This is a genomic window from Streptomyces sp. NPDC058092 (assembly GCF_042884935.1).
Lineage (GTDB): Bacteria > Actinomycetota > Actinomycetes > Streptomycetales > Streptomycetaceae > Streptomyces.
The window spans coordinates 754,329-767,201 of sequence record NZ_JBHVSY010000001.1 but is presented as its reverse complement, the minus strand read 5'-3'; the positions used below and the strand labels follow the sequence as shown (position 1 = coordinate 767,201).

The following is a 12,873-nucleotide window of genomic DNA, read 5'->3' as shown; positions in this document are numbered from 1 at the left end:
CAACGGAGAACTCCGGGCGGGCAGTCGGCGATGAAACAGGAAGTCTCACGGCGCGAGCCGTAAGAATCTCCCTCCTTCAGGAGGGAGAGCGTCAAAAGCGGTCACCTCGATACGGTCGCTGTCCTCTTGGCAGCGTCTGCCGATATCGAGGCATGCGACGGGGGTTCGTGCTTTGGGCTCAGCCGGTTCTCGCGGATCGGTCCAAGGCGTCGAGGTAGATGGAGAGCTGACCGGCGGCGTATAGCTGGGCCATTCCGCGGGACGTGAGGTCGCGCCGCCACCCTTCCAGGGTCCTGGCCAGCGCTTCGAGGCTGCCGGCGTCGCGGAGTTCTCCGAGGACAGTGGCGATGGTGCCCAGGGGCTGGCCTCCCCGGCGCAGCAGGTGCGCCAGTTCGGCGTCGCGCACGTCCTGCGCGAGGTACTGACGGTGCCCGGTGCGCGGGTCACGTTGTGGGGTGAGGACTCCAGCGCGTTCCCAGGCTCGCAGGGTGGCCGGGTTGAGCGCGAGGTGGCGGGCGAGTTCACCGATGCTGTACGGCGCCCGAGTGCTGGCCGTCGTATCAGGGGTGGCGGCTCCGAGATGCGAGAGCGCCGCTTCGACGGTTCGTAGCGTGTTGCGGTCGCGAGCCAGGAGCGCGTGCCCGTCGTCGACGTACTCCAGTGCTTCGTCGAGCCGGCCGCCGGTGACGGCATGCATGATGCGTCGGCTCGTCGAGTAGCCGAAGGCAGGGACGAGCGCCAGGTAGGCCGCGAGGCCTGCGGCATGAGTGGCGGTGTAGTCCCGGTACCCCGTCCGGCTGCGGTGGGCCGGCGGGATGATGCCGGCGGCCTCGTAGTTGCGGACCGCCTGCGTGGACAGGCCATGGCGACGAGCCAGGTCCACGGGCCGCATGTGACCTCCGATTGAGGGTTCCGACGCGGGTGAGCGGAGGATTCGTCGCAGAGTCTCCACCGAGCGTTCAAGGATACGATCCAGGGACATGACACAGAGCACGCACACCGTGTCCGGAGACTTCGATCTGACGATGGACGAACTGCGCGTCGTGGCGCGTTACGTGGTTCGGCACGCAGAGGACGTCCTGCCGGTCTTTGAGCAGGCTGTTCCCGACGATCCGCGCCCCCGTGCGGCGATCGACGCGGCCTGGACGTTCATCAACGGTGCCAACAGGACGAAATTGCAGCGTGTCACTTCGCTCGACGCTCATCGGGCCGCCCGGTCCGCGCCCTCCGAAGAAGCACGACTGGCCGCGCGATCCGCCGGTGACGCCGCATCGGCCGCATACCTGCACCCCATCGCCCAGGCCGGCCAGGTCGGCCACATCCTGCGGGCCTGCGCGAGCGCTGCGCGCATCGGGGAGATGGAGGCGGGCGGTGATCCCGCGATCGGGGATGCCCTGCTGGAACGGTCGCGGCAGCGTGCGACACCGGTGCTCATCGATGTGCTCTGCCGCTACCCGCCCGCGACAGGTGGCAGCAGTCGTGTCGCCCGGCTGATGAGCACTCTGGATCATTCCCTGCGCCAGGCGGCTGACCGGCCGCCAGGGCACACCGCAGCGAGCGGCGCCGACGTGCGCAGGAGGGAGTGCACGTCATGATCCTCCCGAAGGTCCGCGACCCTCGCTTCGTGACGATCCGCCGTGGTGGGACTCTCACTGATGCGGATCACCGTCTCCTCGCTCTATGGGCTGCCGCCTGTGCAGAGCATGTCCTTGGCCTCTTCGAGTCGGCCCAGCCCGGGGACCCGCGGCCGCGCCAGGCGATCGAGCATGCCCGGGCCTGGGTACGTGGCGAGGTCAAGATGATGCAGGCCCGCGCGGCGGGCGGCCATGCGATGGGGGCAGCCAGAGACCTGCGTGGGGCAGCGCGGCATGCCGCGTACGCCGCCGGCCAGGCCGGGGCTGTCGCCCACGTCGCCGCGCACGAGCTCGGCGCGGCCGCCTACGCGATCAAGGCCGCACGTGCAGCAGCACCGGAAGACGAGAGCGAGACCGCGGGACGACTCGAGTGCCAGTGGCAGCGCAATCAGCTCCCGGAGGCGATCCGTGAGCTCGTACTTGATGACCAGCGGCTGCGCAACGACATCTGCTGGTCGGTGTTCGACTGTTGAAGCCGAACCGTGCACGGCCCCTCATGGTTGGCCCAATCGGTCAGAGTTCCTCACACGTGCCCTGTCCTGGTACGAACCCCGCCTCGCCCAAGCCATCGGCTACGCAACGGCCTACCCGGACACCAGCGGCTCGCACGTGCTTCGGTTCCTGCCGACCAAGGCGTACACCTCACCCCACGTCTCGATGTCCTGCGGCCCGATCAACGCGACGCCATCGCACACAGGAAGAACCCCAACCTCTCCGTACGCGGCCCCATCCAGCCCGCTCGCGCTGGTCACACAGCCGTTCCAGAGCCCCTTCGGCGACTTCCAGCTGCTTCTCGGCCGTCGCGGCGGCCTCGGCAGCAAAGTCGGGGACCTTGGGGTGCGCGGGCCAGCGCGGGGAGGCGGCCCGCTCTGTGGCGGCGTGATGCTCCTTCCTGGCGGTGCGCAGCTTCAGCACGGCGGCGGAGCACGACAGGTAGACCTTGGTGTCCTCGATCGTCGCCGCGATCTGGCCGTCGCGGATCAGGTCGAACACCTTGCCCTGGAAGAAGTCGGTGGAGCCCCGGTGGGTCTCCAGGGCGCAGGCGTCCAGGAACTCCCCGTCAACACGGGAGCGCGGCTCGTACGGACCGCCGGCGATCAGGTTGCACGGAGCGTTCCTCGCCCCCCGCCGGAGGAACCACACCGCCGGCTCGCCGTCACACTCGTACAGGACGTGCCAGTGCGCCCAGTCCTTCGCCTGCATGGTGTGGCAGCACTTCGGATCGAACACGACTCCCCAGAGCCGTCCCCGAACCGTGCTGTCGTGATCAAGCGGGCTTCGGCGAGACAGCTGGCTGTAGAGGGCCTTCGACATCCGCTTGCCGCCCACGGACACGACCTTGATGGTCACTGCGGTCTCTTCGAGTACGAGCTCCATCCCTGGAGAACGCGCACGGCGCAACGGCGAAGCGGCGCCGTGGCCCGGTTCCCGCTTGCCGCATGTGGGCGATTCAGTGCATGGATCCATTCGTGCTTCCGTGCGCCCCTCCGTATGGCCTCACTGCGCGGCCGTTCCGGGGAAGTAGTGGAGGCAGCGGGGCCGATCGGTCGGGTCGGCCCGGCGGCACCACCCCACCCGGTGGGCCACACGGAAACGAGGAGTTGGACATGAGCGATCCATCGGCCCGGGATGTCGGCGAATGGTACGACCGCTTCGGAGGCCTGTATGGCCTGACCATGGGCGACAGCATGCACCTGGGCATGTGGACCGACGGCGTACGGACGCAGACGGGGGAGCCGACAGCCGACGAGATGTGGGAGGAACTCACCCGGGCCCAGGACTCCTGGACCGGCAGCCTCATCAACGAGGTCGGGCTGCTGCCGGGACAGCGGATGCTGGACGTCGGCTGCGGCACCGGCCGGCCCACCGTGCGAATCGGTGCCGAGTCGGGCGCGAGCGTGCTCGGCGTGACGGTCAGCGCCGCGCAGGTCCGGGCCGGCCGCGACCGCGCCTTGAAGGCGGGACTGTCCGACCGCGTCGCCTTCGAACAGGCGGACGCCATGGCCCTGCCCCAGGAGTCCGAGATCTTCGACGCCGCGTGGGCCATCGAGTCGTTCGCGCACTTCTCCGACCGCCCCGCCGCGATCCGCGAGGTTCGGCGGGTGCTGCGGCCCGGGGGCCGCTTCGTTCTCGCGGACTGCTACGAAGCCGAGCCCTTCACGCCCGAGGAAGTCCAGCTCTTCCAGGCTGCGTTCGCCCTCTCCCGCCTTCCCGCCGGACCCGAGGACTACTCCCGCATGCTCGGCGAGGCCGGCTTCACCATCCACGGCATCCGCGACATGTCCCGAGAGTTCAAGCCCACCTACGAGCTGATCCCGCGCCTGTTCGCCGCAAGGCGCGCCCAGATCGCGGAGCTGGTGGGCACCGCCGCGATGGCGCAGCTCGACACCGTCTACCCGAGCATCCTCGCCCTGTGCCGTGACAAGATGGGATACACCGTGATCAACGCCGTGAAGTCCCCCTGACACGGCCAGGCCCGCCCCGACTCTCGGGTTTCCGTCGCCAGCAGGCCAGTCACCAAACCGCCCGGCACAGCACCCCATCGCCAGCTGGCACCCCGGACAGGCCGGGCCTTCGCCTGCGGGGAGGAGCGGTTCACCGTGGAACGGGCCGGTCAAACCAGTGCAGCGCGTCGCAGGTCCTTTGCTGGTTGGGGTGGCCTGGCCTGGTTACTTGATGTAGTCGGCGAGGTGGACGAGGGCGGCGGTGTCAAAGGCGTCGGTGGGGTGGCCGGTGGGGGTTCCGGTGTGGAGGAGGGAGTCGGTGTATGTGTCGGTGGCCGGGGAGTAGATCGCGAAGGCCCATTCCTCGTTGTCGCCGAGGTACTCGATCCGACACAGCGGCACCCGCTCGTCGGGGCCGTCCTGCTCGATGAGAGCGGTGAGTTGACTTCCGTTCCCCGCCCTCGAGGGCGGGGAACGGAAGTCAATACCGCTGGAAGTACGACGTGTTCCGGACGTATCCGGGGTGCGCATTGATGAAGGTGTTCCGGGCCGCCGCGTCGGATCACGTGGGCGCGCGGTGGCCGCGCCACACGCCACCTCCGCCGGCGGGCGTGGCCGGCGGATTTGCCTGAGCGTGGTCGTCGTCTCTATTCGTCGGCGCCTGGGCGGTCGGCGACCATCAGGGCCTGGACGACGCATGGACCAGCGACGTCCTCCCGGACCTCAGTTCGCAGTGGGGGTAGTACACGTGCACCAACGTCGGCTTCGCCGCATAGAAGCAGCGCCGGCGGCAGGTGGTCTCCGACGTCGCTGTGATGGCGTACGGTTAGGTTCATCGACGCGGGGTGGAGCAGCTCGGTAGCTCGCTGGGCTCATAACCCAGAGGTCGCAGGTTCAAATCCTGTCCCCGCTACTGCTGAACAGGGCCCGGATCCATATGGATCCGGGCCCTGCCGCGTGAAACGTCCTGTGATGAGGCATGACCGGGAAACGGCCGCGGCGGGGGCGAGGTCACCTGCGAAGCCCGACGCGGTCGGACGAAGCGTTCGAGGTGGGGGTTCAGAGGGCTGTGAGCCGCACGCTTGCGGCAGGTGATGGCGTGCCATGTCAGTGGCGTGCGTCATGGTGGCTGGGTGATCAGTCAGAAGGCAGCCGTGCGGTACTTGGCCGACGAGATGCGCGGGTGCGCGTTCGTGGGAACGGCCCCGGCAGCACCAGGGCCTCCAGGACAGCAGCAGACCGCTGCCCGGCCGCCGGCGGCCGTTGGTCGAACCAGTCTTCGTCGGGTGGCGCCGCACCAGGCTGATGCCGTCCTGGTCCAGGCAGCGGAGTGCGAACTGGAGCCCGAACCCGAGGCCGAGGCGGGCCGGGGCTCCGGGACGCCACCGGCCAGTATCGCGGACCGGACGCGCCCGGACTCGCCGAGATCGACGGTTTCATCAAGCGCCTGGAACGGTTCGAGTAGGCGCAGGCCGTAGCGGCCCCCGAGGCGGCCGCTACGGTTGCGCGTTGCTTCCCCGGTTCGGGGACGTACGCCCCGCCTCACACCGCCTCGAACACGTCCTCCAGCTCCTGGAGCAGCCTGCGCTTGGGGCGGGCGCCCACCATCGACTTCACGGGTTCGCCGGAGCGGAACACCATCAGGGTCGGCATCGACAGGACCGCGTACCGGCTCGCGATGCCCGGGTTCCGGTCGACGTCGATCTGGACGATCTTGATGCGCCCGGACTCCTCGGCGGCGACGGCGCTGAGCACGGGGGCGAGTTGGCGGCACGGGCCGCACCAGTCGGCGGTGAACTCGACCAGTACGGGGAGGTCGGCCGCGAGGACCTCCGTATCAAAAGTGGTGTCCGTGACCTCGGCCACGCCCTCTGCCTGAATCATCTGTCATCCTCCCAGTTCACAACGTGGTTCCGGACCGCCCGGAAGCTCCGCATCGGCCTCCAGCTCGGCCTTCGCGAGCTGGGCGCCCACGTGGACGCGTACGGCTTGGAGCTGCTCGATGAGCGCGTCGAGCTCGCCGAGCTTGCGCCGGTAGACGGCGAGCGAGGCGGGGCAGGCGTCACCGGCCGGGTGGCCGGCGCGCAGGCACTCGACGAACGGCCGGGTCTCCTCCAGTTCGAACCCGAAGTCCTGGAGGGTCCGGATCTGCTGGACGAGCCGCAGATCGTCCTCGTCGTACGCGCGGTAGCCGTTGCCGGCCCGTCGCACGGGCAGCAGTCCGCGCGACTCGTAGTACCGCAGAGTCCGTGTGGTCGTTCCGGCCCGTTCGGCCAGCTCCCCGATGCGCATGTCCGTGACGGTAGACCTTTACGCGGACGTCAAGGCAAGGAGAACGCGGCAGGGCCGTCGCGGATGCTTCCGCGACGGCCCTGCCGTTGATACCGGGTCCCGGGCGGCTACGCCTTCGCCGCGGCGGGCTCCTGGTCACTGTCCCGCGGCTGCGGAACGGTGCCCGTGCCGTCGCCGTGGTCGGTGTCCTGGTTGAGCATCTGGTCGTTCCACGGGAGCGCGCCGGAGAGGACCTGGTCGACCCGCTCCTTGTCGATCTCCTTGGTCCAGGTGCCGACGAGGACGGTGGCCACCGCGTTGCCCGCGAAGTTCGTCATGGCGCGGGCCTCGCTCATGAAGCGGTCGATGCCGACGATCAGGCCGACGCCGTCGACCAGGCCGGGGCGGTGCGACTGGAGGCCGCCCGCGAGGGTGGCGAGGCCCGCGCCGGTGACTCCGGCCGCGCCCTTCGAGGCGACGATCATGAAGAGGAGGAGCGAGATCTGCTCACTCGCGCTCAGCGGGTCGCCCATCGCGTTGGCGATGAAGAGCGAGGACATCGTGAGGTAGATCGCGGTGCCGTCGAGGTTGAAGGAGTAGCCGGTCGGCACGGTGATGCCGACGACGGGCCTGCTGACCCCGAGGTGCTCCATCTTCGCGATGAGCCGCGGCAGGGCGGACTCCGACGAGGAGGTGGAGAGGATCAGCAGGAACTCGCGGCCCAGGTACTTCAGCAGAGAGATCAGGTTGACCCCGGCGACCAGCCGCAGGATCGTGCCGAGCACCACGAAGACGAAGATCGCACAGGTGACGTAGAAGCCGACCATGATGATCGCGAGCGACTTCAGGGCGTCGACGCCGGTCTCGCCGACCACTGCCGCCATCGCGCCGAACGCGCCGACCGGGGCCGCCCACATGATCATGGCGAGGATGCGGAAGACGAGGCGCTGGATGTGGCCGATGCCGCGCAGGACCGGCTCGCCCGCCGAGCCCATGGCCTGCAGCGCGAAGCCCGCGAGCAGGGCGATGAGCAGGGTCTGCAGCACCTCGCCCTGGGTGAAGGCGGAGATCATCGTCGTCGGGATGATGCCGAGCAGGAAGTCCACGGTGGACTCGCTGGCGCCCGCCGCCTGCTTCTCGCCGGCGGCGCGCACCGCTTCGGTGAGGTGGAGGCCCTGGCCGGGCTCCAGGATGTTGCCGACGAGCAGACCGATGGCGAGCGCGACGGTCGACATCACCAGGAAGTAGCCGAGGGCGAGGCCGCCGACCGCGCCGACCTTGGCGGCCTTGCGCACCGATCCGACGCCCAGCACGATCGTGCAGAAGATGATGGGCGAGATCATCATCTTGATGAGGTTCACGAAGCCGGTACCGATCGGCTTGAGTTCGACGGCGACGCCCGGGGCCACGAAGCCCACGAGGATGCCGAGACCCACAGCCGCGATCACGGCGAGATACAGATAATGCGTACGGTCCCGCTTGGCGGCTGCCACTCCCACGGGGGTCTCCTCGGTTCGTCCTGGTCGCTCCCCCGTCCCTGGGGGTCCCGGCGACTATCCCCCCGCTTGTGATGCCGGTCACGGTTACGTGCATTTCGTTCATATGTTTTCGGCCAGGCAGACTGGTGCCATGCGTCTCCCCCGCCCCCGTACCCGTCCGCGCAGCCTGGCAGGCCAGCTCTTCGCCATGCAGGTGGTGCTGGTCGCTGCGGTGGTGGCGGGGTGCGCGTTCTTCGCCTACGTCTCCGGCAGCGGGCAGGCGAAGGAGACCGCGACCCGGCAGGTCACGGCGGCGGCGCTGGCGATCGCCGACTCGCCGTCCGTACGGGAGGCGATCCGCACCCCGGACCCGTCCGCCGTGCTCCAGCCGTACGCGGAGAAGGTCCGCAGGGACACCGGGATCGCCTTCGTCACGATCATGTCCCCGGACCGGATTCGCTGGACGCACCCGGACGCCGGCCAGATCGGGGAGCAGTTCCTCGGGCACACCGCGCAGGCGCTGCGCGGTGAGACGTTCTCTGAGACGTACACCGGCACGCTCGGGCCCTCGATCCGGGTCGTCACCCCGGTATGGGACGGCGGCCGGATCACCGGTCTGGTCAGTGCGGGCATCACGGTCGAGCGGGTCTCCTCGCAGGTGCGGGCGCAGCTCGGGGCGCTGGGGCTGGCGGCGGGCGGGGCGCTGGCGCTCGGCGGCATCGGTACGTATGTGATCAACGCCCGGCTGCGGCGGCACACGCACGGTATGAACGCCGCCGAACTGAGCCGGATGCACGACTACCACCAGGCCACGCTGCACGCGGTGCGCGAGGGGCTGTTGATGCTCGACGGGCAGCGCAGGATCGCGCTGATCAACGACTCGGGCCGGGAGCTGCTCGGTCTCGAACCGGATGCGGTCGGGCGCAGGGTCGCCGAGCTGGATCTGCCGGCGCGGCTGACCGGTGCGCTGCTCGCCTCCGAGGAGCGGGTCGACGAGCTGCATCTGGCGGCGGACCGGGTGATCGTGGTCAACACCCGTCCGGTGGTGGGCGGCGAGCAGTGCGGCACGGTCGTGACACTGCGCGATCACACGGAACTCCAGGCGCTGTCCGGTGAGTTGGACTCCGAACGGGGGTTCACCCAGGCGTTGCGCTCGCAGGCGCACGAGGCGGCGAACCGGCTGCACACCGTCGTCTCGCTGATCGAACTGGGCCGGGCCGAGGAGGCGGTCGGTTTCGCCACCGCCGAGCTGGAGCTGGCCCAGACCCTCACCGACCGGGTGGTGGGCGCGGTCGCCGAACCGGTGCTGGCGGCGCTGCTGCTGGGCAAGGCGGCGCAGGCGAACGAGCGGGGTGTGGAGCTGGTGCTCGCGGACGACAGTCTGATCGACGACGGCGCCCTGCCCGCGACGCTGCCGCATCGGGACCTGGTGACGATTCTCGGCAACCTGATCGACAACGCGGTGGACGCGGCGTCGGAGGCGGCGACGGACACGTCGGGTGCGGGGGCTGGTGCGCCGGAGTCGGGGGCTGATGCGCCGGAGTCGGGGGCTGATGCGGCCGTGCCCGGCCAGCGGGGAACCGCGCCGGGCCGGGCCGCCCGTGCCCGGGTCACCGTCACCGCGCTCGCCGGCGAGGGCGAGCTGCTGCTGCGGGTCGCCGACACCGGGGCCGGGATCGATCCGGACGATGCCGCCGAGGTGTTCGACCGGGGCTGGTCGACGCACGGCGCGGGCCGGGGGATCGGGCTGGCCCTCGTCCAGCAGGCGGTGCACCGCAACGGCGGGACGGTCGCGCTGGACCGCGGCCCGGACGGCGGTGCGGAGTTCACGGTACGGCTGCCCCTGGTCAGCGGCGGCCGCACGACGCGCACGACGAAGGAGGCCACCGCGTGATCCAGGTACTGGTCGTCGAGGACGATCCCGTAGCCGCGGACGCCCATCAGCTGTATGTGGGCCGCGTCCCCGGATTCACGGTGGCCGCGGTCGCGCACTCGCGCGCGGAGGCGGTGCGGGCGCTGGACCGTACGCCCGTCGATCTGCTGCTCCTGGATCTGTATCTGCCGGACGGGCACGGTCTGCAGCTGCTGCGCTCGTTGCGCGCGGCCGGGCACTCGGCCGATGTCATCGCGGTGACGTCGGCGCGTGATCTGGCGGTGGTCCGGGAGGGGGTGTCGCTGGGTGTCGTCCAGTACGTGCTGAAGCCGTTCACCTTCGCCACCCTGCGCGACCGGCTCGTCCGCTACGCCGAGTTCCGTGCGGCGGCCGGTGAGGCGAGCGGCCAGGACGAGGTGGACCGGGCGCTCGGCGCCCTGCGCGCACCGCAGCCGACCCGGCTGCCGAAGGGGCTGAGCGGTCCGACGCTGGAGGCCGTCACCCGCGTCCTGCGGGCCGCACCGGACGGGGTCACGGCGGGCGCCGCCGGGGCGGAGCTGGGCATCTCGCGGATCACGGCGCGCCGCTACCTGGAACATCTGGTGACGGTGGGGCGCGCCGTGCGCAGTCCGCAATACGGTCAGATCGGGCGTCCGGAGCTGCACTACCGATGGGTGGCCCAGGAGCGCTGACCGTACGGCCCCGGGCCTGCGGGACCGGGACGCACGGGACCGGGCCTGCGTCACTAGGACGTTCCTACGAGCGGTGATATCGGTGGAACACACCGTAGTCAGCCCACGTGTTGACTCCTACGGTGGGGCCGTGCACCCCTCTCCGCCCTTCAACGCCCCCGCCGCGCGCCGACTGCGCGAGGCCCTGGGGATGCTTCCCGGGCATGTCGCGTACGGTCTCGGGGCGCAGTACGGACTCCGTATCAGCACCGAGACGGTGGTCGCCTGGGAACGCGGGCTGGCTGTCCCGAGCGAGTACGAAATCACCGCGCTGGCCGGAGTGTTGTGGTGCTCGCCGGGCGAGCTGCTCACCGCCGCGCGCACCCTGCGCGAGCACCGGGTGGCCCGGGAGCTGGCGGTGGAGGAGCTGGCGCGTCTGCTGGGGCTGACCACCTCCGCGTATCTGCGGATGGAGGAGGCGGGGCGCTGGCGCGGCAACGAACGCCAGTCCGCGGCACTCAGCGAGGTGCTGGGGCTGACCGCCGCCGGGTTCGTGACGGTGTCCGGCCGGGAAGAGGAGCTGGCGGACCTGTTGCGCGCGGTGGTGACGACGCGCTGGCAGGCCCATGTCCGGCCGGTGGCGAAGCTGGTGCCGCTGGAGCGCGGCTTCCTGCAGGACGTACTGGAACAGCTGCACGCCGACTACCAGGCGCTGATGGTGTCGACGCTGAGCTGGAGCAGCACGGGTACGGAGCGGGCCGGGTCGACGGGGGATGCGGGGCGGGCGTTCCTGGCGCAGATCGTGGAACGGTTCTGGCAGGCGGCGGGGGTACGGGGGACGACCGTCTGAGCCGCCCGGCGCGACGGGAGCGGGCGCCGGCTGTTCGTCGCGTACGAGGAGGGCGACGGCCACCGCGACGGCCGCGAACACCCGCACGGAGACGGCGGCCACCAGGACGTTCCGGCACCGCGGCCGGGTCCGGCACCGGCCTTCCGGAAAAGGACCTGAGCTCCGGGGCCAAGGGGAAGGGCAAGCGGCCCTGACCGTCCACGGGGGACAGCCAGGGCCGCCGGTCAGCTCTTGTGAAGCCTCTCGTGACACCCGCCTCGCGGGCGCCTCTTGCCGCCGCCTGTCTTGCTGACGCCTCTTGCTTCCGCCTCTTGCCCGCGCCTCTTGCCCGCGTCTCTTGCCCGCGCCTCTTGCCTGCGCCTCTTGTGACGCCGTCGCGCCCGTCCGGTGCTAGAAGACCGACTCCGCCTCGTCCATCCGGTCCGCGGGCACCGTCTTGAGCCGGGTGATGGCGTCGGCGAGCGGAACCATCTTGATGTCGTTGCCGCGCAGAGCCGTCATCCGGCCGAAGTCGCCCCGGTGCGCGGCCTCCACCGCGTGCCAGCCGAAGCGGGTGGCGAGCACCCGGTCGTACGCGGTCGGCGTGCCGCCGCGCTGCACGTGGCCGAGAATGACCGGCCGGGCCTCCTTGCCGAGCCGGGTCTCCAGCTCGATGGCCAGCCGGTTGCCGATGCCCTGGAAGCGCTCGTGACCGTACTGGTCGATCTCGCCCTTGCCGTACGGCATGGAACCCTCGGCCGGGTGCGCGCCCTCGGCGACGCAGATGACCGCGAACTTCTTGCCGCGTGCGAAGCGCTCCTCGACCATCTTGACCAGGTCCTCGACCTGGAAACGGCGCTCGGGGAGGCAGATGCCGTGCGCGCCGCCCGCCATTCCGGACTCCAGCGCGATCCAGCCGGCGTGGCGGCCCATCACCTCGACGACCATGACCCGCTGGTGCGATTCGGCGGTGGTCTTGAGACGGTCTATGGCCTCGGTGGCGACGCCCACCGCCGTGTCGAAGCCGAAGGTGCGGTCGGTGGCGGAGATGTCGTTGTCGATCGTCTTGGGAACGCCGACGACGGGCATTCCGGCGTCCGACAGCATCCGCGCGGCCGTGAGGGTGCCTTCGCCGCCGATCGGAATGAGGGCGTCCATGCCGTAACGGCGGCTGAGCTCGGCGCAGTTCTCGGCGGCCTCGCGCAGCCGGTCGCGCTCCAGCCGGGCCGAGCCGAGGATGGTGCCGCCGCGGGCGAGGATGCCGCTGACCGCGTTGAGGTCGAGGGGGCGGAAGTGGCCGTCGAGAAGTCCCTTGAACCCGTCCTCGAAGCCGATGACCTCGTCTCCGTGCCCCACCACGGCTCGGTGCACGACCGACCGGATCACTGCGTTCAGGCCCGGGCAGTCGCCGCCTGCGGTGAGAACTCCGATGCGCATCGTGCTGTATCTCCTGCTCGCTGGTGCCGTTCGATTCGGGGACGACTACAGAATCCCCCGTGAGAATCCCCCGTACTGTGAGCCACGTCGATTGTCCCACGTCAGGTCTGGACCTCGCGCTCCCCGCCGCTCCGCGGATCTGCGCACGGGTGTTCCGCCGGATGCGAGGGCGTCCGGCGAGGCCTGCGGCAGGCCCTCCGGCGAGCGCATCCGCGAGGCCCGGGGCAGGCCGTACG

The 12,873-nt window shown here is 70.3% G+C and carries 13 protein-coding genes and 1 tRNA gene; 7 read left to right on the top strand and 7 right to left on the bottom strand.

The window, feature by feature from the left end; all coding sequences use genetic code 11:
* Nucleotides 1–178: 178 nt before the first annotated feature.
* Nucleotides 179–892 carry a MerR family transcriptional regulator gene (locus ACFVV1_RS03705; protein WP_389983828.1) on the bottom strand — a complete coding sequence of 238 codons (714 nt, stop codon included), beginning with the start codon at nucleotides 890–892 and terminating at the stop codon, nucleotides 179–181.
* A gap of 133 nt (nucleotides 893–1,025) precedes the next feature.
* Between ACFVV1_RS03705 and ACFVV1_RS03700 the strand changes: the two genes are divergently transcribed.
* Both ACFVV1_RS03700 and ACFVV1_RS03695 read left to right on the top strand, forming a co-directional pair.
* The gene (locus ACFVV1_RS03700) at nucleotides 1,026–1,595 is read left to right on the top strand and encodes a putative immunity protein (protein ID WP_389983825.1); all 570 of its coding nucleotides are present in this window, start codon (nucleotides 1,026–1,028) and stop codon (nucleotides 1,593–1,595) included.
* Nucleotides 1,592–2,107 (top strand): putative immunity protein, encoded by a 516-nt coding sequence (locus ACFVV1_RS03695; protein ID WP_389983822.1) that lies wholly within the window; start codon nucleotides 1,592–1,594, stop codon nucleotides 2,105–2,107. Before ACFVV1_RS03700 ends, ACFVV1_RS03695 begins: the two co-directional genes overlap by 4 nt.
* A 169-nt stretch (nucleotides 2,108–2,276) precedes the next feature.
* On the opposite strand, the gene ACFVV1_RS03690 is transcribed toward ACFVV1_RS03695, so the two are convergent.
* Entirely contained in the window at nucleotides 2,277–3,011 is a 735-nt protein-coding gene (locus ACFVV1_RS03690; RefSeq protein ID WP_389983819.1) for a hypothetical protein, read from the bottom strand.
* Between the two features lie 230 nt (nucleotides 3,012–3,241).
* Between ACFVV1_RS03690 and ACFVV1_RS03685 the strand changes: the two genes are divergently transcribed.
* Entirely contained in the window at nucleotides 3,242–4,099 is an 858-nt protein-coding gene (locus tag ACFVV1_RS03685; protein WP_389983816.1) for a methyltransferase domain-containing protein, read from the top strand.
* A 204-nt stretch (nucleotides 4,100–4,303) separates the two neighbouring features.
* Here the strand turns inward: ACFVV1_RS03685 and ACFVV1_RS03680 are convergent, their stop codons facing one another.
* Nucleotides 4,304–4,480 carry a hypothetical protein gene (locus ACFVV1_RS03680; protein WP_389983813.1) on the bottom strand — a complete coding sequence of 59 codons (177 nt, stop codon included), beginning with the start codon at nucleotides 4,478–4,480 and terminating at the stop codon, nucleotides 4,304–4,306.
* A gap of 437 nt (nucleotides 4,481–4,917) precedes the next feature.
* Between ACFVV1_RS03680 and ACFVV1_RS03675 the strand changes: the two genes are divergently transcribed.
* Nucleotides 4,918–4,991, top strand: a tRNA-Met gene (locus ACFVV1_RS03675).
* Nucleotides 4,992–5,620: 629 nt separating this feature from the next.
* Here the strand turns inward: ACFVV1_RS03675 and trxA are convergent.
* The 3 genes from trxA to ACFVV1_RS03660 all read right to left on the bottom strand — a co-directional run bounded on the left by trxA (nucleotide 5,621) and on the right by ACFVV1_RS03660 (nucleotide 7,848).
* Complete coding sequence (gene trxA, locus ACFVV1_RS03670) at nucleotides 5,621–5,962, bottom strand: thioredoxin (RefSeq protein ID WP_389983810.1); 342 nt, start codon at nucleotides 5,960–5,962, stop codon at nucleotides 5,621–5,623.
* Between the two features lie 3 nt (nucleotides 5,963–5,965).
* Entirely contained in the window at nucleotides 5,966–6,370 is a 405-nt protein-coding gene (locus ACFVV1_RS03665) for a MerR family transcriptional regulator (protein ID WP_389983808.1), read from the bottom strand.
* A 107-nt stretch (nucleotides 6,371–6,477) separates the two neighbouring features.
* Entirely contained in the window at nucleotides 6,478–7,848 is a 1,371-nt protein-coding gene (locus ACFVV1_RS03660) for a cation:dicarboxylate symporter family transporter (RefSeq protein ID WP_389983805.1), read from the bottom strand.
* A 130-nt stretch (nucleotides 7,849–7,978) separates the two neighbouring features.
* Here ACFVV1_RS03660 and ACFVV1_RS03655 point away from each other — a divergent pair, with 130 nt between their 5' ends.
* The 3 genes from ACFVV1_RS03655 (at nucleotide 7,979) to ACFVV1_RS03645 (ending at nucleotide 11,221) form a co-directional block, all read left to right on the top strand.
* Complete coding sequence (locus tag ACFVV1_RS03655; protein WP_389983802.1) at nucleotides 7,979–9,721, top strand: ATP-binding protein; 1,743 nt, start codon at nucleotides 7,979–7,981, stop codon at nucleotides 9,719–9,721.
* Nucleotides 9,718–10,392 (top strand): response regulator, encoded by a 675-nt coding sequence (locus ACFVV1_RS03650; RefSeq protein WP_389983799.1) that lies wholly within the window; start codon nucleotides 9,718–9,720, stop codon nucleotides 10,390–10,392. Before ACFVV1_RS03655 ends, ACFVV1_RS03650 begins: the two co-directional genes overlap by 4 nt.
* A 190-nt stretch (nucleotides 10,393–10,582) precedes the next feature.
* Nucleotides 10,583–11,221 carry a helix-turn-helix domain-containing protein gene (locus ACFVV1_RS03645; RefSeq protein WP_389983959.1) on the top strand — a complete coding sequence of 213 codons (639 nt, stop codon included), beginning with the start codon at nucleotides 10,583–10,585 and terminating at the stop codon, nucleotides 11,219–11,221.
* A 390-nt stretch (nucleotides 11,222–11,611) separates the two neighbouring features.
* Here ACFVV1_RS03645 and ACFVV1_RS03640 read toward each other — a convergent pair whose 3' ends face one another.
* Nucleotides 11,612–12,637 (bottom strand): ATP-dependent 6-phosphofructokinase, encoded by a 1,026-nt coding sequence (locus ACFVV1_RS03640; protein WP_389983796.1) that lies wholly within the window; start codon nucleotides 12,635–12,637, stop codon nucleotides 11,612–11,614.
* Nucleotides 12,638–12,873: the final 236 nt, after the last annotated feature.